The sequence below is a fragment of the Actinokineospora fastidiosa genome, assembly GCF_014648415.1.
In the GTDB taxonomy this organism is placed as follows: Bacteria; Actinomycetota; Actinomycetes; order Mycobacteriales; family Pseudonocardiaceae; genus Actinokineospora; species Actinokineospora fastidiosa.
The window spans coordinates 568,692-590,453 of record NZ_BMRB01000003.1; the positions used below are offsets into that span (position 1 = coordinate 568,692).

The following is a 21,762-nucleotide window of genomic DNA, read 5'->3' on the forward strand; positions in this document are numbered from 1 at the left end:
GCGTGGGCTGCGCATGCGCTACGGCACCAAAGACGTGCTGCACGGTGTGGACTTCGACGTCCGCACCGGCGAGCTGGTCGCCCTGCTGGGCCCGAACGGCGCGGGGAAGAGCACGACCATCGAGATCCTGGAGGGCTTCCGGACCCGCTCCGGCGGCGACGTCGAGGTGCTGGGGAAGGACCCCGCGCACGGCGACGAGCGCTGGCGCGGCCAACTGGGGGTGGTGCTCCAGTCCTGGCGCGACCACGCCAAATGGCGGGTCCGCGAGCTGCTGGGGCACCTGGGCCGGTACTACCCGGACCCGTTCGACGTCGACGAGCTGCTCGCCCTGGTCGGGCTGACCGAGCAGGGCGGGCAGCGCGTCGGCACGCTGTCCGGCGGGCAGCGGCGCAGGCTGGACGTGGCGATCGGCATCGTCGGCAGGCCGAGGCTGCTGTTCCTGGACGAGCCCACCGCCGGCTTCGACCCGCAGGCCCGCCGCGAGTTCCACGACCTGGTGCACCGGCTGGTCGACGTGGAGAACACCACGGTCCTGCTGACCACGCACGACCTGGCCGAGGCCGAGAAGCTGGCCGACCGCATCCTGATCCTCGCCGACGGGCGCATCCTGGCCGACGGCAGCGCCGACGAGCTGGCCCGCTCGGTGGAGGGCAAGGCCGAGGTCCGCTGGACCCGGGCGGGCGAGCGGTTCGTCCACACCACCGACGACGCGACGGCGTACGTCCGGGACCTGCTGAACGAACCCGGCGAGCCGGTGGCGGACCTGGAGGTCCGGCGGACCTCGCTGGAGGACACGTACATGGCGATGGTGCAGCGCCAGGAGGGGGAGCGGTGAACGCGAACGCGATCGCACTGGGCGTCAACCGGGGCTGGATCACCTGGCGCAGCACGAACTCCAGCCGGGAGGGGCTGTTCAACCTCTTCTTCTACAACGCCATCCCGTTGGTCTTCCTCATCGTCTCGCGCGACTCGACGCTGCCGGGGACGGACATCGCGCTGGGCGCCAAGCTCCTGCCGGGCATGCTCGCGCTGATGGTCGTGTTCTCGGTGATGGGCACGGCGTACTACCTGTCGACCGAGCGCGAGGACGGGACGCTGCTGCGCGCGAAGGCGGTGCCGCGCGGGATGTCGGCCTACGTCGTCGGCCTGGCGTTCGTCGCGGTGATGGACGTGCTGGTGTCGCTGGCGATCGTGCTGGTGCCGGGCATGTTCATCGTGCCGGGCGTGCCGGTGGGTGACCTGGGGATGTGGATCGGCCTGATCGGGTACGTCGTGCTCGGCCTGATCGCCTGCCTGCCGCTGGGCGTGCTCATCGGGTCGGCGATCCAGAGCCCGAGGGTGATCGGCGGCTTCGGCTTCCTGATCACGATGGGGCTGGCCATGGTGTCCGGGCTGTTCTTCCCCATGCAGGACCTGTGGGGCTGGGTGCAGGTGCTGGTGCAGGCACTTCCGCTGTACTGGCTCGGGCTGGGGATGCGCTCGGTGTTCCTGCCGGACGCGGCGGCGGCCTACGAGCTGACGGAGTCGTGGCGGACGCTGGAGACGCTCGGCGTGCTGGGGGCGTGGGCGGCGCTGGGTCTCATCGCGGGCCCGATCCTGCTCCGCCGCACCGCCCGCCGGGAGTCCGGAGCGGCCATGGAGGCCCGCCGCGCCCAGGCGATGCAGCGCACGTGAGCCGAGGACCGAGAATCAGCCCATGAGCGACACCGTCCACAACCGCATAGCCGTCCTGCGCGCCGAGCGCCAGGTCTCCCGCCGCCAACTCGCGGAGGCGCTCGGCGTGCACTACCAGACGGTCGGCTACCTGGAGCGCGGCGAGTTCAGCCCCAGCCTCCACCTGGCCTTGCGGATCGCGGAGTACTTCGAGGTCCCGGTCGAGCTGGTGTTCTCCACGAAGCCCTTCCCCCGGATCGGCGGGGAGTTGACCTCGACCAAGGTGGAGGATGCAGGCTGATCGCATGGAGCACGAGATCGAGGCGATCAAGCAGGTTGTCGCGGCCATCGAACAGGCACAGCGAACGGAATCGGTGGAGGATTTCGTCTCCCTCTTCCGCGAAGACGCGATCTGGACGACGGGCCACGGGAAGTTCCTGAAGGGCCGGGAGGAGATCGCCGCCTTCACCGCAAAGGTCCTCCCGGGCGCGATGAAGGAGTCGACAGCGACATACGAGGTGACCCACGTCCTGTTCATCCGACCGGACGTGGCCGCGGTGAAGGTGCGCCAACGCCAAACCACCCACGACGGCACCCCGCTACCCGACGCACCCGAGGGCTCACCGATGTACGTCATGTCCAAGGAGGACGGCCACTGGCGCCTGACGGCAAACCAGAACACGGTAGTCGTGGCCTGAGGCGCCCATGAGGAGGTCGGTGACCGCCAGCCAGAAGAACCCGGCGGTCACCGACACCATTACGGCGAGGCAAGGCCCGGGCCAGACGTCTGCGAGGCGACGAACCCCTCTCCTGGTCCCCACGCTCGCTTCCTCTGCCACACCAACTCCCCCATTGCCACTTTCGCTCCCTCCCACTGGCACCTCCGCTCACTGGCGCCTGCGCTCCCCAGCGGGCAGTTGTTGAGGTTGCGCAGCTCCTCGAGGCGTTTCCGCTCCCTCCCCTGGCACCTCCGCTCCCCTGGCACCTCCGCTCCCCCTGCCGCCCCCGTTCTCCCACCCTGGCTCCCTCTCCCACGCCAGCTCTCCCACCCCCTCCGCTTCTCCCTTTTTGGCTTCTCCTCCACGCCAGCTTCCCCACCGCCCTCCGCTTCTCCCACTTTCGCTTCCCTCCCGCTCTTCCTCGCCCTCTGCGCTCCTGCTCCCTCGCTGCCACTTCCTCCCTGCCGCTGCCTCTCCTGCCGTCGCGCCACCGCATATTTCCGGCTCTGTCGCTGCCGCCGCCTGCCTGCCGCCGCCTGTCTACCGCTGCCTCTCCCGCTCCCCCGCAGTCGCCACTCGCTGCCGCCACCTCGCTGCCGTCTCTCCGCCGCGCCTGCCTGCCTCCCCGCCGGGCCCGCCTGCCTGCTGGCCGCCTCTCCGCCGCCGCCCTGCCTCCCGCCGCCTCTCCCGCTCCCTCGTTGCCGCCGCCTGCCTGCCGCCGCCTCGGTGCGCCTCCCCGCCGTGCCAGCCTGCCTCCCGCCGCCTCTCCCACTCCCTCACTGCCGCCACCTCGCTGCTGCCTCCCCGCCGTGCCAGCCTGCCTCCCGCCGCCCCTCCCACTCCCTCACTGCCGCCACCTCGCCTGCCTGCCTGCCGCTCTCCGCCGCCGCCTGCCTCCCGCAGCCTCTTCCCACTCCCTCGCTGCCGCCACCTCGCCTGCCTGCCTGCCGCTCTCCGCCGCCGCCTGCCTCCCGCAGCCTCTTCCCACTCCCTCGCTGCCGCCATCTCGCTGCCGTCTCTCCGCTGCGCCTGCCTGCCTCCCGCTGCCTCGCTGCTGCCTCCCTGCCGCGCCTGTCTGCCGCTGCCTCTCCCCCATTCCTTCCCTGCCACCGCCTGCCTCCCGCCGCATCTCCGCCACCTGCCGCCGGGTCTGCCGCTCCCTCTCTCCCGCCACCTCCCTGCTGGCTCCCCCCGGCTTCCCCGCAGGCTCCCTCCCGGCTCCCCCGCTTCCCCCTTCCCCTCCCCTCACCCCTCACAAAGCCACCGGGGACGCGCCGCTCGGCCTGACCTCCCTCCACACCAGATCCGGACTCGGGCGTGAATTTCCGGCGGGGCGGGGTACTCATTCAGCAGAGGTTGAATGGAGCGCCGTCATGCATGCAGAGACCATGGCCCTGGAGCGGGGCACGCCGCTTCCTCTGGAGCGTGAGCGGGTTCTGGCCGCCATGCTCGGCATTCCCGCGCTGATCCGCCACCCCGTGTGGCGGCGCGCCGACCCCGAGCAGGGGCGGGGGCGGGGTGTGGTGCTGATACCCGGCTTCGGTGTCGGCGGCAGCAGTCTCGCGCTCGTGCACTCCTGGCTGGCCGCACGCGGTTACAAACCCGCTGGGGCGCGCATCGGGCTGAACGTCGGCTGCACCACCGACCTCGTGAAGCGGCTCGAGCGGCGGGTCAAGGAGATGGCCGACCGCACCGGACGGCGGGTCGTCCTCCTGGGGCAGAGTCGCGGCGGTTGGCTCGGCAGGCTGGTCGCCGTGCGCAGGCCGGAGTTGGTGCGGGGGCTGGTGATGGCAGGCAGCCCCGTCCTCGACCCGCTCGGCGCGCACAGCAAGGTCGTCCGTGTCGCCCGGTTCCTGGCCCGGTTGTCGGCGATGGGCGTCCCGGGGCTGCTGAACGCCGCCTGCCTCTCCGGAGACTGCATGCGCACCCACCGCGCCGCGCTTGGGGCCGCGTTGCCGGTGCCCGCGTTGGCCGTGTACTCCCGCCAGGACGCCATCGTCCCCTGGGAGCTGTGCCTCGACCCGTGCGCGGAATGCGTCGAGGTGTCCAGCAGTCACACCGGGATGGCGCTGGACCCCGCCTTCTTCGCCGCCGTGCAGCCCAAGCTCGCCGAATGGGCCTGAGTCACACCGCGTGCGGGTAGCTCTCCGGCAGTTCCCCGGCCTCCCACCGGGCCGTGCGCTCCAGGGGTTGCAGGGCGCGGGTCTCGTCGACGTGGATCACCGCGTCGAACTGGCGGGGCAGACGCGTGCGGAAGTAGTGGCTCTGCCGCTCCGTGCCCGGCCGGTAGATGACGCCGATCGCGCGTTCCAGCCGCGCTGACTCCAGGATGCCCGCCGCCCGCCCCGGCTTGGTGAAGTCCAGCATGAACTCCACCAGCCCCGTGTCGTGGAACAGCCGCTCGACGCTGTCGTCCAACGCGGGCCGGACCCGCTTGCGGTCAGCCGGACCGCCCCAATCGTCGGCGGCGGTAACCGTGCCGGTATACGTCGTGAACCCGATCAGCCTGCAGTCGTCCGGATGCCGCTCACGCACCAACTGCCCGAGGTTGAACTCCCCCCGCAGCGACATCTCCGTCGCACGAGCGTCACCCAGATGCGAGTTGTGCGCCCAGACCACGATCTTCGCTGGCTCGCCCGCGGTGGCCCCGATGTGCTCGGCGAGCGCGTCGAGGGTGTCGCCCATGTGCTCGTCGCGCAGGTTCCACGACGACACGCGCCCGCCGAACATGGTGCGGTAGTAGCGTTCCGCCGACTGGACGACATGCGCGTTGCGCTCGGCGTGGAAGCGTTCGTCCTCGGCGAGCAGGCCGTCGCGGTCCGCGTGCCGCTGGAGGTCCAGCAGTTGGTCGAGGATGCGGCCCTCGCAGTCCTCCCCGGCGCCGAACGCCGCGGCGAGGCCGAAGCCCTGGCCGTCGTCGCTGTGGTCCAGGCACGAGTACCGGTCGCGGGCGCGGGCCGCTGCCTCGGGGTCGACGCCCTCGAGGTAGGCGATCACCTGCTCGGCGGAGCGGTGCAGGCTGTAGAGGTCCAGGCCGTAGAAGCCGACCTGGTCCCGGCGCTCGTTGTGCCCGCGCAGCCAGGTGAGGAACTCGACCACCTCGGTGTTGCGCCACATCCACGCCGGGAAGCGCTCGAACCCGCCCAGCGCCTCCACCGCGTCGCGGTCCTCGCCGTGGCCGCGCACCCACCGGTTGACCCGGTACGCGTCCGGCCAGTCGGCCTCGACCGCGACGGCGTGGAAGCCGCGCTCCTCGATGAGCCGCCGGGTCATGCGGGCCCGCGCGCCGTAGAACTCGCGCGTGCCGTGGGACGCCTCGCCGATCAGCACGAACCGCGCGTCGCCGACCAGGTCGAACAGCACGTCATCGGCCGGGACGCCGCCCTCGACCGGGATGGCGCAGGCCCGGACGACGTCCGCGTCGGTCTCGTCGCGGACGGTCGGGGCGGGCGCGGCCCGCAGCAGGTCGGTCACCTCGCGGTCGTCGGTCTGCGCGAAGTCCCAATAGGACTGACCGACCGCGTGGAACGGCGACGGCGTGGTGGCGCAGATCACCTCATCGACCTCGCGTCCGAACTCCTCGCACGTCGACGCTGACGCGGTCGGCACGGCCACGACCAGCCTGCCCGGCCCGAGTTCCCGCAGGGCGCGCACGGCGGCCCGCATGCTCGCGCCGGTGGCCAGGCCGTCGTCGACCAGGATCACCGTGCGGCCCTCGACCCGCAGGGGCGGCCGGTCGCCGCGGTAGGCGCGCTCGCGGCGGCGCAGCTCGCGGGACTCCTCGTCGGCGACCCGCCGGACCACGTCGGCGGGCACCCGGTAGCCGCGCACCACGTCGTCGTTGAGCACCATCACCCCGCCGCTGGCCAGCGCGCCCATCGCCAGTTCCCGGTGCTGGGGAAGACCGAGCTTGCGCACGAGGAACACGTCGAGCGGCGCGCCCAGCGCGGTGGCCACCTCGTAGGCCACGGGGACGCCGCCGCGGGGCAGGCCGAGCACGAGGACGTCGCCGCGGTCGCGGTAGTGCGCGAGCAGGCCCGCCAGGACCCGCCCGGCGTCCTGGCGGTCGCGGAAGAGTCGGTCCGCCATGTCCGATCGGCTACCCGAGCGGGCCGGGCGGAAAACCCCACCAGGTGTCGAAGTCCCGGCGACGGGTTACCCACCCCCGTGACCTCACGTGCGGAACCCCCGGAGCGCGACGGCGAGCACACCCTCGTCAACCAGTACCTGCGGCAGATCGCGGCGACGCCGCTGCTGACCGCCGACGAGGAGGTGTCGATCGCCAAGCGGATCGAAGCGGGCGTCTACGCCGAGCAGCTGCTGCGCGGCGAACCGCCCGTGCCGAAGTCGGAGCTGACCAGGATCGCCCGCGACGGGCAGCGGGCCAAGGACCACATGGTGCGGGCCAACCTGCGGCTGGTCGTGTCGATCGCGAAGAAGCACCTGCACCGCGGGCTGCCGCTGCTCGACCTGATCCAGGAGGGCAACCTCGGCCTGATCCACGCGGTGGAGAAGTTCGACTACGCCAAGGGCTTCAAGTTCTCCACCTACGCCACGTGGTGGATCAGGCAGGCGGTGGAGCGCGGCATCACCACGCAGAGCCGCACGGTCCGCCTGCCCGTGCACGTCGTGGAGGAGCTGTCCAAGCTCGGCCGGGTCGAGCGCAAGCTCCAGCTGACCCTCGGCAGGCCGCCGACCGTCGACGAGGTGGCCGCCGAGCTGGGAGCCAAGCCCGAGCGCGTCATCGAGCTGCGCCGGGTGGACCGGACGGCGATCAGCCTCGACACGCCCGTGGCCGCCGACACCGACATGACCGTGGGCGACCTGATCGAGGACAGCGAGATCATGGACGCCTCCGACATCGTCGCCTACCAGGGCCTGGCGCGGGAGCTGCGGGCGCTCGTCGACGCCCTGCCCCCGCGCGAGGCGATGATCATCACCCTGCGGTTCGGCCTCAACGGCGGCGAGCCGTGCACGCTGCAGCAGGTCGCCGACCGGCTCGGGCTCACCAGGGAACGCATCCGGCAGCTGGAGAAGATCGCCCTCGCCAAGCTGCGCGACCCGGACACCCCGCTGCTGTCCTGGGCGGGATGAGGGAGGTTGCCGTGTTCATCGACGAGGAAGTGCGGATACCGGTCGACGGGGTCGGGCTGCCCGCCCACGTCGCCCTGCCCCGGCGCACCAGCGGCGCCATCGTCTTCGCCCACGGCAGCGGCAGCAGCCGCCACAGTCCGCGCAACCAGCGGGTCGCCGCCGCCCTGCGGGACGCTGGCCACGGCACCGTCCTGACCGACCTGCTGACACCGGAGGAGGAGGACCTGCGCTTCGACATCCCGCTGCTCGCCAGCCGCCTCGCGGGCGTCGTCGACTGGCTGGCTGACCGGCTGCCCGACACGCCGATCGGGCTGTTCGGGGCGAGCACGGGCGCGGCCGCGGCCCTCGTCACCGCTGCCGAGCGCCCCGCCGCCGTGCGGGCGGTCGTCTCCCGGGGCGGGCGCCCGGACCTGGCGGGCGACGCGCTCGGCCGGGTGCTGGCCCCGACCCTGCTGATCGTCGGCGGCCTCGACCACCCGGTCATCCCGCTCAACCGCCAGGCCGCCGAGCACCTCCGCGCGATGGCGCGGGTGGAGATCGTCGCGGGCGCGACGCACCTGTTCGAGGAGCCCGGCACGCTGGACCGGGTCGCCTCCTTGGCGGCGGAGTGGTTCACCACCAACGTCGGCACCGCGCCCGCACAGCCCTACCCGTCCTGACCGGGCTCAGCCGAGCGCGGCGATGGCGACCTCGGCCGCCTCGGCGACGAGGGCGTCGCGGTACTCGGCGTCCGGGGTGGGGCGGGTCGTCATGACAGCCATGACGATCGGCGCGCGGTCCGGCGGCCAGAGGACGGCGATGTCGTTGCGGGTGCCGTAGGCGCCCGCGCCGGTCTTGTCGCCGACGATCCAGCCCTCAGGTGTCCCGGCGCGGATCAGCTTCGCGCCGGTGGTGTTGCCGCGCAGCATCTCGACCAGGATCGCGCGCCTGTCTTCGGGCAGCGCGTCGCCGAGGGTGAACGCGCGCAGGGTGGTCGCGAGCGCGCGCGGGGTGCTGGTGTCGCGGTCGTCGCCGGGGACGGCGGTGTTGAGCTCGATCTCGTAGCGGTCGGCGCGCAGCGTGCGGTCGCCGACGGCGCGCATCGCCTCGGTGAAGCCGCTCGGGCCGCCGAGTTCGGTGAGCAGCAGGTTGGCTGCGGTGTTGTCGCTGAAGCGGATGGCCGCGTCGCACAGGGCGCGCACGGTCATCTCGGTGTGCTCGCCGGTGATCGGCGAGTTCGGGACCAGGTCGTCCCGGTCGTAGCGGATCACCCGGTCCAGGTCCGTGCCCGCGCGCAGGATCGCGCCGACGGCGAGGGCCTTGAAGGTGGAGGCGTAGGCGAAGCGGTCGTCGGCGCGGAAGGCGACCTCGCGGCCGCTCCCGGTGTCGATCGCGTACACGCCGAGCCGGGCGTCGAACCGCTGCTCCAGGGCGGCGAACTCGCCGTCGCGGGAGACCGGGGCGGCGGTCGTCGTGACCGGTGTGGTCGTCGCTGTCGTCGACGGCGTTGGTTCGGCGGTCGTCGTGCAGCCGGTCGCCAGGGCCAGCGCCGCCGTCGCCGCCGCCAGCCCTCGCTTGATGTTCCCCATGGAAGATCCCCTTTCGGTCCACGCCAGTCTCGCGAGCGCGATTGATGCTGTCCAAGACGGAAGCGCGCACTTCCATGCCGGAATCGCATAGGATCGCGGCGTGGACCTGATCGGCGCGTATCGCGCGTTCGCGCACGTCGCCGAGCGCGGCAGCTTCACCCTGGGCGCGGCGGCGGCGGGCATCCCGCAGTCGGTGGCCAGCAGGCGCGTGGCCGCGCTGGAGGAGCACCTCGGCGGGCGGCTGTTCGACCGCTCGACGCGGCGGGCCGCGCTCACCCCGTTCGGCCGCGACCTGCTGCCGTCGGCGAAACGGCTGGTGCGGCTGGCCGAGTCGGTCGAGCACGAGGCCAGGCGGGCGAAGCGCAGGCCGGTCCGGATGGCCGTCCCGGACACCTGCGCCACCCTCGACCTGGCCTGGCTCGACGCCGACGCGCGGGCCCACGACGTCGTCATCGACTTCCACCGCGCCCCGCCCGCCGAGCGCGCCGACCTCGTGCGGGCCAGGGAGGTGCCCATGGCGCTGCTCGCGGTCCCGCCGGACGAGGGCGACTGGGCGGTCCCGCTCGGGGTGGCGGGCGTGGCCCCGGCCCGCCCCGGCGCGGTGCACCTGGAGTCGCTGCGCATGGACCGCACCACGACCACCCGCCGCCGCGTGCTCATCCAGCCCGAGGACGACGTGCCGCACGTCCGCGACCGGCTCCAGCAGGTCCGCGACGCGGTGGGGCTGCGGCCGTCCCAGGTGGCCGTGGCCGACTCGCTGGTGGCCGCCGTCGCCGAGGTCCTGGGCTCGACGGACCTGCTGCTGTGCTCCCGGGCGCAGGCCCGCGAGTTCGGCCTGCACTGGCGGCCGCTCGGCGAGCTCCGGCTCGCCCGGGGCTACGACCTGGTCGACCCCACCGGGACCGTCCACACGCACCTGTCCGACGCCATCGCGCGCTGCCTCGGCGCGGAGGGGGCCCAGTGATCGACGACCTGCGCGCCGAACTCGACGACGCGGGCCTGCGCGGCTCGTTCCTGGTGCGCGACCTGCGCTCCGGCGAGGAGATCGGCATCGAGCCCGACCGGGAGCTGCCCTCGGCGTCCCTGGTCAAGGTGCCGCTGGCGATCGCCACCCTCGAGCGCGTCCACGCGGGCGAACTCGACGGCGCGGCGCAGCTGCTCGTGCGGCCGGGGCGGGACCGCACGCCCGGTCTCAGCCAGTTCCGGCACCCCGCCCGCATCGCCGTCGACGACCTGGTCTACCTGTGCGTCGCCATCAGCGACGGCACCGCCGCCGACGCGCTGTTCGAGCTCACCCCGCCCGAGCGGGTGACCGGGCTGCTGCGTGAGCGCGGCCTGCGCGGCATCACCGTGCGGCATCCGATCCAGGAGCTGAGCGAGACCCCGGCCGACCGGCTGCCCGGCCCGCTGGCGCACTCGCTGGCGATCGGCGCGGGCACCGCGGGCGGCGGCCACCCCGTCCCCCAGCTCGACGTGACCAGGGGCAGTTCGGGGACGGCCCGCGCGTTCGTGGACCTGTTGGCGGCGCTGTGGACGCCCTCACGCGTCACACCGGAGGTCGCCGCGCGCGTGCGCGAGCTGATGGGCGCGAACGTGCTGCGGCACCGGCTGGCCCCGGACTTCACCTCCGACGCCACGACGTGGTCGTCCAAGACGGGCACGCTGCTGAACCTGCGCCACGAGATCGGCGTGGTCGAGCACGCCGACGGCCAGGCGTTCGCGGTGGCGGCGCTGACCGAGTCCCGGGTGCCCGCGGCCGCGCAGCCGGGCGCGGACGCGGTCATGGCCCGCGTCGCCCGGGCGCTGCGCGACCACCTGCGGTTCTAGACTGCCGCGCATGGCACCACGCCGAGCCAGGGTGGCGGACGTGCACCGCGTCGCCGCTGCCATGCCGCACGTCACCGTGACCCACGCGGCGAACGGCAAGGCCGTCTACCAGGTCGGCAGGAAGTCGTTCGTCTTCTTCCGCAACCCCCGCCCGGACGCGGTCGACCCCGACACCGGCGAGCGGTACCCGGACGTGATCGTCTTCTGGGTGGCGTCCGAGCACGAGAAGCAGGCGCTCGTGCAGGACGAGTCCAGCCCGTTCTTCACCACCCCGCACTTCGACGGCCACCGCTCGGTCCTGCTGCGCGAGAGCCGCATCGGCGAGCTGACGGTGGACGAGCTGACGGAGGTCGTCCAGGACGCGTGGCTGTCCCAGGCTTCCCCGGCGCGGGCTCGTGCCTGGTTGGCGGGCAGCAACCGGCCATCGGCGGCCGACTGACCCGCCGGGCTGCCACCGTGGGTTCGTGAACCTCCCCCAAGCCCCCGAACTGGACGAATACCACTACCCACCCCGCTGCCTGCGCGCCGCGGGCGCGCTGTGGATCGCCAGCGGCGTCCTCCTGATCCTCATCGGCCTGGCCCTGTTCTCCCAGCGGATCTGGGCGGGCCTGCTATTCGAGCTCGTGCTCCCCGTCCTGCTGGCCTCCGCCGGGGTCTACCTCTGGCGCCGCGGCCTCTGGCTAGGTCGCGGCGCCGACGCCCGCACGGGCCTGCTCGTGGTCGGCCTGCTCGGCTACATCACCGTGTGGCCCGCGCTCCTAGTGGCGACCGCGGTAGTCCTACAGACCCGCCCCGCCGCCGACCGCTGGTTCACCCACTGACCCCCACCCCGCCGCCGACCGCTAACTCACCCACTGACCTCCACCCCGCCCCGCCTACCGCCAACCCCCCGATGGACCCGCCCCCGACCACTCAGCCACCGCTCCGCGCGCGGCATCGCCACCACGACGACCCGCCCACCATCACCCCCTGCCGGTCACCGACCACCGACCCACCACCCCAGCCACCGCACCACACGCGGCACCAACTCCAGAGCGACCCGCCCGCATCACCCGCCAGCCCTGCCGACCACCCCCCGCCTCAGCTACCGCACCCACGCGGCATCGCTACGACCGCAACCCGCCGGCCCTGCCGATCACACCGACCCAGTCACCGCACCGCTCGCGACATCAGCTCCACCGCAACCCATCCACCCCCTACCCCAACCCTGCCGACCACACCCACCCGCCGACCCAGCCCTCGCACCACACGCAGCACCGGCTCCGCCGCGACCAACCCGCCGCCACCACCCCAGCCCAGCCGACCACACCCGCCCTCCACCCCAGCCCTACCCCCCAACGCCTCCTGACCTACCGCCTCGGCCGTTGGATCGTGTGCCGGGTGGGCTCGGCGGCGGTCGGGTCCTCCGGCCAGCGGTGGCGGGGGTAGCGGCCGCGGAGTTCGGCGCGGACCTGTCGGTAGCCCGTGCGCCAGAATCCGGCCAGGTCCCCGGTCACCGCGGCGGGCCTGCCCGCGGGGGACAGCAGGTGCAGGACGACCGGCACCCGACCGTCGGCCACCGTGGGGCTCGCGGTCCAGCCGAACACCTCCTGGATCTTCACCGGCAGCGCGGGCGGGTCGGCGGTGTAGTCGACGCGGACGCGGGAGCCGGACGGCACGGTGATCCGCTCGGGCGCCAGCTCGTCGAACCGGCCCGCCTCCGGCCACGGGACCAGCGAGCGCAGGGCCGAGGCCATGTCCAGGCCGCGCAGGTCGGCCGCGTTGCGGGCGCCCGCCGCCCAGGTCTCGGCCGCCGCGAGCACGGCGGCGTCGTCCATCGCGGGCCATGGGTCGCCGAGGACGCGGTGCAGCAGCGCCAGGCGGGCCCGCACCGACTTCGCCTGGTCGCTCATCCGCACCAGGGCAAGACCCTCCTTGGCCAGCCCATCCCGCACCGCCGCCCGCACCGCCGCCGACGGCGGGTCCGCCAGCGGCCGCTCCCGCAGCACGATCGCGCCCAGCCGCCGCACCCGCCGGGCGACCACGTCGCCGTCGGCCCAGCGCACCTCGTCCTCCTCGACGAGCAGCGCGGGCGCGGCCCGGACCGCGGTCTCCTCGTCGGCTGCGGCCGCCAGCCGCACGACCCCGACCCGCCCGGTCCAGTCCGCCGACGCCACCGCGAGCCATTCCGGCTCGCCGAGCCCGTCCGGCAGGTCCACGGCCGTGCCGCCCGCCATCAGGTACGACCGCGACCCGACCGCCCGCCGCCGCGCCAACCGCTCCGGGAACGCCAGCCCGGTCACCAGCGCCGGGTCGACGTCCCTGCCGCTCTCCCTCCCGCCCAGGCGCCGGACCTCGCGGCGCCAGCGCTGGGTGTTGGGCGACCCGCGCCGCAGGGCGCGCAGGGCGGCGGCCAAGTCGATGCCGGCGGCGAGGGTGTCGTCGTCCAGGACCGCGACCACCTCCGCCGAGCCCGGACAGTCCACCAGCGCGCGGGCCAGGCGGGGGTGCACGCCGAGGCGGGACATCTCCCGACCGCGCGCGGTCACCTCGCCGTCGCGGAGGGCCCCGAGCGCGGTGAGGGTGGCCCGGGCGGCGGCCAGCGGACCCGGCGGCGGCGCGTCCCACCAGCGCAGGGCGGCGCCGTCCGGGGTGCCCCAGCAGGCCAGTTCGAGCGCGAGGCCGGTCAGGTCGGCCGTGCGGATCTCCGGCTCGGGGTAGCGCGGCAGCGTCGACTGCTCGTGCTCCGGCCAGCACCGGTACACCCGGCCCGGCGCCTCCCGGCCCGCGCGGCCCGCGCGCTGCTCGGCCACCGCGGCCGACACCCGGACCGTCACCAGGCCGGACAGGCCGCGCCCGTGGTCGACCCTCGGCACCCGCGCCTGGCCCGCGTCCACCACCGCCCGCACCCCGGGCACCGTCAGGCTGGACTCGGCGACCGCCGTCGCCAGCACCACGCGCCGCCGCGCGCCGGGCCGCAGCGCGGCGTCCTGTTCGCCCGATGGCAGCCGCCCGTGCAGCACGACCACGTCGGCGTCCACGTCCAGCGCGGCACCCACCCACCGGATCTCCTTAGCGCCGGGCAGGAAGACCAGCACGTCACCGTCCCCTTCGGACAACGCGCGGCGCACCGCCCGTGTCACAACGCCGTCCAGCCGCTCCCCTCGCACCGGCGGGACATAGGCGACCGACACCGGGTGCGCGACGCCCGGCACCTGGATCACCGGGGCGTCGCCGAGCAGCACGGCCAGGCGGTCCGCGGCGACGGTCGCGCTGGTCGCCAGGATGCGCAGGTCGGGCCGCAGGCCGTCGCGGGCGTCGAGCAGCAGCGCCAGCAGCAGGTCGGCGTCGAGATGGCGCTCGTGGCACTCGTCCAGCACGACGGTGTCCACTCCGGACAGTTCCGGATCGGACTGCAGGCGGCGCACCAGCAGCCCGGAGGTGACCACCTCGATCCGGGTGTCCTTCGACACCTTCCGGTCGCCGCGCACCGCGTACCCGACGCTCGCGCCGACCGGCTCCCCCGCCAGCGCCGCCATCCGCGCCGCCGCGGCCCGCGCGGCGATCCGGCGCGGCTCGGCGACCACGACCCGGCCGGGCAGCGCGGGCGGCACCAGCGTCGTCTTGCCCGTGCCGGGCGGGGCGACGAGCACCGCCGTGCCGTGCGCGGCCAGCGCGGCGGCGATCTCCGGGAGGGCGGCGCTGACGGGCAGGTCGGACATGCGCACCAGCCTCTCAGGTGGCGGCCGGTAGCCTCGAAGCGGACGAAAGGGAAGAACACGTGGGTGGAGCCGAGCGGAACCAGCGCAAGCGCAGGCAGGCACAGCAGGCCGCGCCGCCGCCGGTCGCGACCGCGCGCAAGGCGCCGGTCGACGGCAAGCGCATCGCCATCGCGGTCGCCGTGGTCATCGCGGTCGGCGCGATCATCGCGGGCTTCGTCTACAGCGACAGCGTGAAGAACGCCACGGAGGGCGAGTCCATCGCCGTGGTGCCGTCCACGCTGGATGTCCCGGTCTCCCGCGACGGCGCGGTCGTCACCGTCGGGCGGGACGACGCCCGGGTGACCATCGACGTCTACGAGGACTTCCTCTGCCCCGCGTGCCGCTCCTTCGAGGAGGAGCACGGCGACGACATCGAGCGCGCCGTGGCCGATGGCGACGCCCGGGTCCGCTACCACCTGATCAACCTGCTCGCCGAGCGCTCCGACCCGCCCGGCTACTCCACCGACGCGGCTACCGCCGCCCTGCTGGCCGCCGACGCGGGCGTGTTCCCGGCGTTCCACAAGAGCCTCTTCGCCGCGCAGCCCGACGAGGACGCCCGCGGCTGGGACCGCGAGCAGCTCATCGCCCTGGGCGCCGCGCTCGGCACCACCGACCCCGCCTTCGCCGACGGTGTGCGGTCCGGCGCGCTCGGCGACGTCGTGGCCGCGGAGTACGAGCGCGCCCGCACCACCGACTCCCTGCTGCGCGACCGCGGCGGCGAGCGCCTCTTCGCCACCCCCACGGTCGCCGCCGGCGGTGTCCTCGTCGACACCGCCGACGACGCCTGGCTGGCGAAGCTGCTCGGCTAGAAGCCCGGCAGCGGCGCGGGCCCCTCGGTCCAGCGCACCACGCGCCTGGCCTTGCCCGCCTCCGTGCGCGGCACGCTGCCCGGGGGCAGCACCCGCACGTCGCAGCCGACCCCGAGCCGCTCGTGCAGCGCGTGCGCGAGGTCGTCGCCCAGACCGGCAGCCTCGACGACCGCCTCGACCGCCACCCGCAGCTCGGTGCGCGCGGCGCGGCGGTCCTCGATGATCAGGTAGTGCGGGCCGACCCGGTCGTCGCCGAGCACCACGGCCTCGATCTCGGTCGGGTAGACGTTGACGCCGCGCACGATCAGCATGTCGTCGGTGCGGCCGAGCACCTTCGACATCCGCCGCATCGTCCTCGGCGAGCCCGGCACGGCGTCGGCCAGCGTGGCGACGTCGCCGGTGCGGTAGCGCAGCAGCGGCATGCCGGTCTTCGTGAGCGTGGTGAACACCAGCTCGCCCGGCGTCCCGTCGGGCACCGGGTTGCCGTCGGCGTCGACGCACTCCGGGTAGAAGTGGTCCTCGGCGATGGTGAGCATCCCGCCGGAGTCGGCCGACTCGCAGGCGACGCCGGGGCCGATGATCTCGGAGAGCCCGTAGATGTCGTAGGCCCTGATCCCCAGCAGGCGCTCGATCTGCCCCTTGAGCTCCGCGGTCCACGGCTCGGCGCCGTGCACCCCCACCTTGAGGCTGGTCGGCTCCACCCCCGCCGCCGCGCACGCCTCACCGAGGTGGACGGCGTAGGACGGGGTGCAGGTCAGCACGTCCGGACGCAGATCCCTGATCAGCGCTACCTGCCGTTCGGTCATCCCGCCGGACAGCGGCACGACGGTCGCGCCCAGCCGGATCGCCCCGTGGTGCACCCCGAGCCCGCCGGTGAACAGCCCGTACCCGTAGGCGTTGTGCACGACACTGCGCGCCGTCGCCCCGGCCGCCGCCAGCGCCCGCGCCATCACCTCGGCCCAGATCTCCAGGTCACGGGCGGTGTAGGGCACCAACGTGGGCCGCCCACCGGTCCCGGAGGACCCGTGGACGCACACGACCTCCTCGGCGTCGACCGCCCTGAGCCCGTGCGGGTAGTGCTCCCAGAGGTCGAACTTGCGCACCATCGGCAACCGGTGGATGTCCTCCAACGAGACGTCGAGGCCCGACCGCACCCCACAGTCCCGCAGCCGCGCCGCCTGCAGCCCACCAGCCGCGAGCAGCCGGTCCACCAGCCCCCGCAACCGCCCCTCCTGCACCCCCCGCCGCCGCTCGGGTGCCATCCCCTCGACCTCAGGGGACACCATCAACGCCTCGTCGCAGTGTGTGGTCACGGTCACTTGGTCTAGCACCCCGATGACCAGCGAGGGAAGCCCCCGACCCCCCGATTTCACCCCCACCCACCCCGTCGTGTAGCGTATGCGCAGCACGCCGGGGAGCACTCCAGCGTGACTGACCCGGGGCTGTGGCGCAGCTGGTAGCGCATCACACTGGCAGTGTGAGGGTCAGGGGTTCGAGTCCCCTCAGCTCCACTCCAGGTCAGAGGCCCATTCCGCAGTGTCGGGATGGGCCTCTGACGTTGCGTACAGCAGCGAAGTACAGCAGCTAGCCGAGGCTGCCGCCCAACCGCTTGAGCGCGTCCCGGGTCTTCTTGGACGACGCTTGCGCGTAGATCTCTATCGTGACGGAGAACTGGGCGTGCCGAAGGATTCGCCTCACCAGGCGCGGGTGGACGTCGAGGTCGACCAGCAGCGTGCCGCAGGTCCGCCGCCCGTCATGCACGGTGATCTTCCGGACGCCCGCTTTCCTGACCCGCGCGTCCCAGGCCCGGTTGAAGTTCCGCGGCTCGATCGGCGTACCGAGCAGGGTCGTGAAGACCAGCCCTGCGGCGTTCTGCCACGCGGGCCCGGCGCCCGACTTCGCGGTCTCTTGCTCTTGCTGACGTTCGCGCAGGCCCGACAGGCACGGTTCTACCAGCGGAAGGCCGTCCTCGGACGCGTCAGTCTTGACGTCGCGGTGCAGCAGCTCCCGTTGCGCCCGTTGGAGTTGCTGCGCGACGAGTAACTCCCCCTGGTCGAGGTCGACGCTCTCCCACGTCAGCCCGAGTGCCTCACCCTTGCGGAGGCCCATCACCAGGATGAGCAGGTAGGCCGCGTACAGCGGATCACGGTCGACCTTGGCCGACTCCAGGAATGCGCGTGCCTCCTCGCTCGTCCACGCCTTGCGCATGGGCCTGCGGACCGCGGGCAGTGTGACCAAAGCAGCTACGTTGCGGCTGATCAGCTCGTCCTTGGTCGCGTGGTTGAGGGCGTTGCGCAGGCAATCGCGGATGTCCTTGACCGTGCGGGCGGACGGCGATTGCCCACAGCAGCGGCCCTTGGCGCAGCAGCGCTGACGTTGCGGCGGGCGTCGGGCGTCCTTGCCCTGCTTGCAGCACTGGCACAGCGTCGGCAGTGAATTGATCCACTTCTGGACCTGCGAGCGCTGAAGCTTGTCCAACCGGGTGTTACCAAGGCCGGGCTCGATGTATAGCCGCACGAACAGTTCGTAGTTGACGTACGTCAGCGGAGCGCGATTCGGCTTGATGACCTCCGCCAGCCACTCAAGCAGGTACTCGCCCAATTTCGGCACCGTGGTCGCGACCGGCCCCGCCGCGGCCGCCTGGTGCAGCTTGAGCCACTTAGCGTGCACGATGTCGCGGTTTGTGCCGTAGACGTACTTGCGGGTCCGTTTGCCGGTCGGGGTGGTGACCCAGACGTAGGCGGCGTAGCCGTTGCGGTGCGGGTAGATCGAGCCTTCCCCGTTGCCGCGTGCTTTGCCCGCCATCAGGACGCCTCCGCCACGCGGGCGGCGATGTACTCGTCCACCCACACGGGCAGGATGCGGCGGTTGTGGCCGTCCTTGATCGAGCGCAGCGCGCCGCTGGCGACCAGGCTCTTGGTGCGGGGGAAGCCCTCGGGTAGTCCGGTCACCGTCGCTCACCGCCCGACCGGTCGAGCACGCGCGAAGACGCCCCGTACCGGAGCGCGGCGAGGTAGTCGTGGCCACGGCCGGTCAGCCAGCAGTGGACCACGCCGTCCTCGTGCCCGAACCTGATCTCGTCGGCGATCAGGACCTGATCGCGCGCCCACGATGCCGCCTCCTGCTCCGCGGCGGGCAGCAACAGCAGAGCCATTGGATGGTTGCCACCTGCACCAGCCACGACACCGCCCGGTTCAGCAGCGGCGCGGTACCGGACAGATCGTGTGCTCTCGCGATATTGTGGTCCGTCGATGGGTGGACACGAGGGAGCGGCTGGCGGTGATCGAACGGGCTAAGCGACAGTGCCGGGTGCCGGTCGGCTGGTTGCCGCCGGAGTCGCTGGGCGCTCGCTCGCGGAGTGGACATGACGGTCATTGAAGGCAGTACCGTGCGGGACTTCGTGCTGGGTCTGCTGTCCGACCACGGGGACTGGCCGACTGCCCGTGGTGCGGACTTGGGGCGAGCCGACCTCGATGTGTTACTTGAGGACGACGTTCGGAACGCGTTGGTGCGGTTGAATCCGGCGATCGTCGAGGAGCCGAGTCGTGCTGACGAGGTGTTGTACCGGCTTCGAGGTATCACGCTTTCGGCACGTAGCACAGGTCTGATCTCGGCCAACGAGGAGTTCCGCGCCTGGCTGTTGGGCGAGAAGGCCATGCCCTACGGCCAGGGACACCAGCACGTCCCGGTGACACTGATCGACTTCGACAACCTGTCACGGAACACATACCGGGTGGCTACCGACGTCACGTTTCGACACGGGAGGGTTACCCGGCGGTTCGAACTCGTGCTGTACGTCAACGGCGTTCCACTGGTGGTCGGTGTGGCCACGACCCCGCCGCGACCGGCCGTGACCTGGGCAGATGGCGCCTTCCAGGTTAAGGAAGACGAACGGGACGTGGCCGCGTTCTTCGTGCCCAACGTGTTCTCGTTCGCCACGGACGGCCGGGAGTTGCGTTTCGGCTCGGTGCTGATGCCGCTAAATCTCTGGAGTACCTGGCGGACGGGCGAGCGCACGGAGCCTCCCGGGCCGCTCCTGGTCGAGCAGGGCGTTCGTGGCCTGCTCACGCCCCGGACGGTTCTCGATGTCCTGCACGACTTCACCGTCTTCGCCACTGACGACCAGCATCGCAAGATCAAAATCATCTGCCGGTATCAGCAGTACGAGGCCGTCAACAACATCGTTGAGCGGGTCCGGGACGGCGTTGTCCATAAGGGACTGATCTGGCATTTCCAGGGTTCTGGTAAGTCGCTGCTCATGGTGTTCGCCGCGCAGAAACTGCGCAGGCATCCCCGGCTCGGCTCGCCGACCGTGCTGATCGTGGTTGACCGGATCGACCTCGACACCCAGATCACCGCAACGTTCAACGCCGCGGACATACCGAATCTGGTCTCCACCGAGTCAGGTGACGAGTTGATCGAACTGCTCCGTACCGAGCAGCGGAAGATCATTATCACCACAATCCAGAAGTTCCGCGACGCCCGAGCCGAGGTGTCGGTGCGGCGGAACATCATTTGTCTGGTCGATGAGGCACACCGCACTCAGGAAGGTGACCTTGGCCAGCGGATGCGTGACGCGCTGCCGAACGCGTTCCTGTTCGGCCTCACCGGGACGCCGATCAACGACCGGGAACGCAACACGTTCCGGACGTTCGGCGCCGACGAGGACCCTGGCCGCTATCTGTCCCGCTACACCCAGGCGGACTCGCTGCGCGACGGCACCACCTTGCCGCTGCATTTCGAGCCAAGACCCACCGAGTTCCGCATCGACCGGACCGTGCTTGACGCCGAGTTCAACCAATTGACTGACGACTTGTCCGAGGAGGAGCGGGAGGCCGTTGCCGATCGAGCAGGTCGTATGGCGATGCTGATCAAGGCGGATCGGCGGATCAAGCGGGTGTGTGCTGACATCGCAAGGCACTACACGGAGAAGGTCGAGCCGAACGGCTTCAAGGCGCAGGTCGTCACGTTCGACAAGGAGTCCTGTGCCCGGTACAAGGACGAGCTGGATACGCTGCTCGGCCCGGACGCGTCGGCGGTGGTCATCTCGACCGGCTCCGGCACGCCCAAGTGGCTCAACGAGCGTTTCGCCCGCACGAAGGACGCGGAGGAACGATTGCTCAACCGGTTCCGCGACCCGGACGACCCGCTGAAGATCCTCATCGTCACCGGCCGCCTGCTCACCGGGTTTGACGCACCCATCCTGCAGGCGATGTACCTGGACAAGGTGATCAAGAACCACAACCTGCTGCAGGCGGTCTGCCGCACCAACCGGCCCTTCGAGCACGGCGGGCGAACCAAGACCCACGGCCTGGTGGTCGACTACCTCGGGGTGTTCGATCACTTGGCCAAGGCGCTCCAGTTCGACGAGCAGGCCATGCAGCAGGTCGTCACGAATATCAGCCGACTGGCTGACGAGTTGCCAGCTGCCATGGCCAAGTGTATGGCCTTCTTCCCCGCCTATCTGGATCGTTCCCTCGACGGTCACGAAGGGTTGTTCGCCGCTCAGCAGTACCTGCCGGACGATGCCACGCGGGACAGGTTCGCGGCGGCCTACCGCCGGCTCGCCGAGTTGTGGGAGGCGTTGTCTCCCGATCCGGCGCTGACCGAGTACCGCGCCGACTACGTCTGGCTCACCCAGGTGTACCGCTCAGTCCAGCCGGGCGGCAGCACCGGCCGGCTGCTGTGGCGAATGCTTGGCGCCAAGACGATGGAGATCATCAACGCGAACGTGCATGTCGACGTGCGCGCCGACGACCTTGACACGCTCGTCCTCGACGCGGAGATGGTGGAGGCATTGGAGCAGACGCCGGAGATAAGTTCTCGGCGGGTGGCGGGGCAGCTCGCCGAGCGGTTACGGCCACACCGGGACGACCCACGGTTCCTGTCGCTGGCTGAGCGGCTTGAGCAGCTTCGCCAGCAACACCAGCTTGGTCAGCTCAGCAGTCTGCTGTACCTCAAGGCGCTGCTCGGCCTGGCTCGGGACTTCGTCGCGTTGGAGCTGGAAACCGCGGCGGTCGGCGAGACCGGAGTGGCAGGCGGTCGAGCGGCGCTGACGAGGCTGTTCCAGCAGACCCGTAACGGCAACACGGCGGTCGCCGTCGAACGAATAGTGTCGGACATCGACGATATCGTGCGGAAGATCCGGTTTCCCGGCTGGCAGCACACCATCGGCGGCGCCCGAGAGGTTAAGCAGGCACTGCGCCGCACGTTGTTGAAGTACAAGTTGCACCGCGACGAAGATTTGTTCACCAAGGCATACGACTACATCCGCCAGTACTACTGAGCGGTCGGCGACAGGCGAAAGGGCGGCGATGGCGACACCGAGGGCGCTGCGCGGCGTGGCACGGCC

Annotated in this window: 20 protein-coding genes and 1 tRNA gene; 14 read left to right on the plus strand and 7 right to left on the minus strand. The window is 72.0% G+C overall.

Going from position 1 to position 21,762, the window contains the following annotated elements:
* Positions 1 to 13: 13 nt before the first annotated feature.
* The 5 genes from IEY98_RS21625 to IEY98_RS21645 all read left to right on the plus strand — a co-directional run bounded on the left by IEY98_RS21625 (position 14) and on the right by IEY98_RS21645 (position 4,495).
* The gene (locus IEY98_RS21625; RefSeq protein WP_189212513.1) at positions 14 to 835 is read left to right on the plus strand and encodes an ABC transporter ATP-binding protein; all 822 of its coding nucleotides are present in this window, start codon (positions 14 to 16) and stop codon (positions 833 to 835) included.
* Positions 832 to 1,674 (plus strand): ABC transporter permease, encoded by an 843-nt coding sequence (locus tag IEY98_RS21630; protein ID WP_189212379.1) that lies wholly within the window; start codon positions 832 to 834, stop codon positions 1,672 to 1,674. Before IEY98_RS21625 ends, IEY98_RS21630 begins: the two co-directional genes overlap by 4 nt.
* Before the next feature lie 22 nt (positions 1,675 to 1,696).
* Complete coding sequence (locus IEY98_RS21635) at positions 1,697 to 1,954, plus strand: helix-turn-helix transcriptional regulator (RefSeq protein ID WP_189212380.1); 258 nt, start codon at positions 1,697 to 1,699, stop codon at positions 1,952 to 1,954.
* A 4-nt stretch (positions 1,955 to 1,958) separates the two neighbouring features.
* Positions 1,959 to 2,351 carry an SgcJ/EcaC family oxidoreductase gene (locus tag IEY98_RS21640; protein ID WP_229787152.1) on the plus strand — a complete coding sequence of 131 codons (393 nt, stop codon included), beginning with the start codon at positions 1,959 to 1,961 and terminating at the stop codon, positions 2,349 to 2,351.
* Between the two features lie 1,394 nt (positions 2,352 to 3,745).
* Positions 3,746 to 4,495: an alpha/beta hydrolase gene (locus tag IEY98_RS21645; protein ID WP_373292421.1), complete on the plus strand. Its 750-nt coding sequence runs from the start codon at positions 3,746 to 3,748 to the stop codon at positions 4,493 to 4,495.
* 1 nt (position 4,496) lies between these two features.
* Here IEY98_RS21645 and IEY98_RS21650 read toward each other — a convergent pair whose 3' ends face one another.
* Complete coding sequence (locus tag IEY98_RS21650; protein WP_189212382.1) at positions 4,497 to 6,461, minus strand: erythromycin esterase family protein; 1,965 nt, start codon at positions 6,459 to 6,461, stop codon at positions 4,497 to 4,499.
* A gap of 78 nt (positions 6,462 to 6,539) precedes the next feature.
* On the opposite strand from IEY98_RS21650, the gene IEY98_RS21655 reads away from it, so the two are divergent.
* Together IEY98_RS21655 and IEY98_RS21660 are read left to right on the plus strand one after the other, a co-directional pair.
* Positions 6,540 to 7,466 (plus strand): sigma-70 family RNA polymerase sigma factor, encoded by a 927-nt coding sequence (locus IEY98_RS21655; protein WP_189212383.1) that lies wholly within the window; start codon positions 6,540 to 6,542, stop codon positions 7,464 to 7,466.
* Positions 7,463 to 8,125, plus strand: coding sequence for a dienelactone hydrolase family protein (locus IEY98_RS21660; protein WP_189212384.1), 663 nt, complete (start codon positions 7,463 to 7,465; stop codon positions 8,123 to 8,125). Before IEY98_RS21655 ends, IEY98_RS21660 begins: the two co-directional genes overlap by 4 nt.
* Positions 8,126 to 8,131: 6 nt before the next feature.
* On the opposite strand, the gene bla is transcribed toward IEY98_RS21660, so the two are convergent.
* Entirely contained in the window at positions 8,132 to 9,034 is a 903-nt protein-coding gene (gene bla / locus IEY98_RS21665) for a class A beta-lactamase (RefSeq protein ID WP_189212385.1), read from the minus strand.
* 100 nt (positions 9,035 to 9,134) lie between these two features.
* Between bla and IEY98_RS21670 the strand changes: the two genes are divergently transcribed.
* From IEY98_RS21670 to IEY98_RS21685, 4 genes are read left to right on the plus strand one after another with little or no spacing between them, the layout of a single operon-like run.
* Positions 9,135 to 9,998: a LysR family transcriptional regulator gene (locus IEY98_RS21670; protein ID WP_189212386.1), complete on the plus strand. Its 864-nt coding sequence runs from the start codon at positions 9,135 to 9,137 to the stop codon at positions 9,996 to 9,998.
* Positions 9,995 to 10,861, plus strand: coding sequence for a serine hydrolase (locus tag IEY98_RS21675; protein WP_189212387.1), 867 nt, complete (start codon positions 9,995 to 9,997; stop codon positions 10,859 to 10,861). Before IEY98_RS21670 ends, IEY98_RS21675 begins: the two co-directional genes overlap by 4 nt.
* Positions 10,862 to 10,871: 10 nt before the next feature.
* Entirely contained in the window at positions 10,872 to 11,300 is a 429-nt protein-coding gene (locus IEY98_RS21680) for an MmcQ/YjbR family DNA-binding protein (RefSeq protein WP_189212388.1), read from the plus strand.
* A gap of 25 nt (positions 11,301 to 11,325) precedes the next feature.
* Positions 11,326 to 11,682, plus strand: coding sequence for a hypothetical protein (locus IEY98_RS21685; protein ID WP_189212389.1), 357 nt, complete (start codon positions 11,326 to 11,328; stop codon positions 11,680 to 11,682).
* A 528-nt stretch (positions 11,683 to 12,210) separates the two neighbouring features.
* Here the strand turns inward: IEY98_RS21685 and hrpB are convergent.
* Positions 12,211 to 14,568, minus strand: coding sequence for an ATP-dependent helicase HrpB (gene hrpB, locus IEY98_RS21690; RefSeq protein ID WP_444541830.1), 2,358 nt, complete (start codon positions 14,566 to 14,568; stop codon positions 12,211 to 12,213).
* Between the two features lie 53 nt (positions 14,569 to 14,621).
* On the opposite strand from hrpB, the gene IEY98_RS21695 reads away from it, so the two are divergent.
* Complete coding sequence (locus IEY98_RS21695; RefSeq protein WP_189212391.1) at positions 14,622 to 15,410, plus strand: DsbA family protein; 789 nt, start codon at positions 14,622 to 14,624, stop codon at positions 15,408 to 15,410.
* Here IEY98_RS21695 and IEY98_RS21700 read toward each other — a convergent pair.
* A complete protein-coding gene (locus IEY98_RS21700; protein WP_229787154.1) occupies positions 15,407 to 16,723 on the minus strand; it encodes a phenylacetate--CoA ligase family protein in 1,317 nt (438 codons plus the stop codon). The two genes, IEY98_RS21695 and IEY98_RS21700, sit on opposite strands and share 4 nt — an antisense overlap.
* A gap of 125 nt (positions 16,724 to 16,848) precedes the next feature.
* Here IEY98_RS21700 and IEY98_RS21705 point away from each other — a divergent pair.
* Positions 16,849 to 16,921, plus strand: a tRNA-Ala gene (locus tag IEY98_RS21705).
* A 73-nt stretch (positions 16,922 to 16,994) separates the two neighbouring features.
* On the opposite strand, the gene IEY98_RS21710 is transcribed toward IEY98_RS21705, so the two are convergent.
* Genes IEY98_RS21710 through IEY98_RS21720 form a run of 3 tightly spaced genes read right to left on the minus strand, consistent with a single transcriptional unit; the run spans position 16,995 to position 18,564 of the window.
* Entirely contained in the window at positions 16,995 to 18,215 is a 1,221-nt protein-coding gene (locus tag IEY98_RS21710; RefSeq protein WP_189212392.1) for a tyrosine-type recombinase/integrase, read from the minus strand.
* The gene (locus tag IEY98_RS21715; protein WP_189212528.1) at positions 18,215 to 18,361 is read right to left on the minus strand and encodes a hypothetical protein; all 147 of its coding nucleotides are present in this window, start codon (positions 18,359 to 18,361) and stop codon (positions 18,215 to 18,217) included. Before IEY98_RS21715 ends, IEY98_RS21710 begins: the two co-directional genes overlap by 1 nt.
* A complete protein-coding gene (locus tag IEY98_RS21720) occupies positions 18,358 to 18,564 on the minus strand; it encodes a hypothetical protein (RefSeq protein ID WP_189212393.1) in 207 nt (68 codons plus the stop codon). The genes IEY98_RS21715 and IEY98_RS21720 overlap by 4 nt, the downstream gene beginning before the upstream one ends.
* 210 nt (positions 18,565 to 18,774) lie before the next feature.
* On the opposite strand from IEY98_RS21720, the gene IEY98_RS21725 reads away from it, so the two are divergent.
* Complete coding sequence (locus IEY98_RS21725; protein ID WP_189212394.1) at positions 18,775 to 21,696, plus strand: type I restriction endonuclease subunit R; 2,922 nt, start codon at positions 18,775 to 18,777, stop codon at positions 21,694 to 21,696.
* Positions 21,697 to 21,762 lie beyond the last annotated feature (66 nt).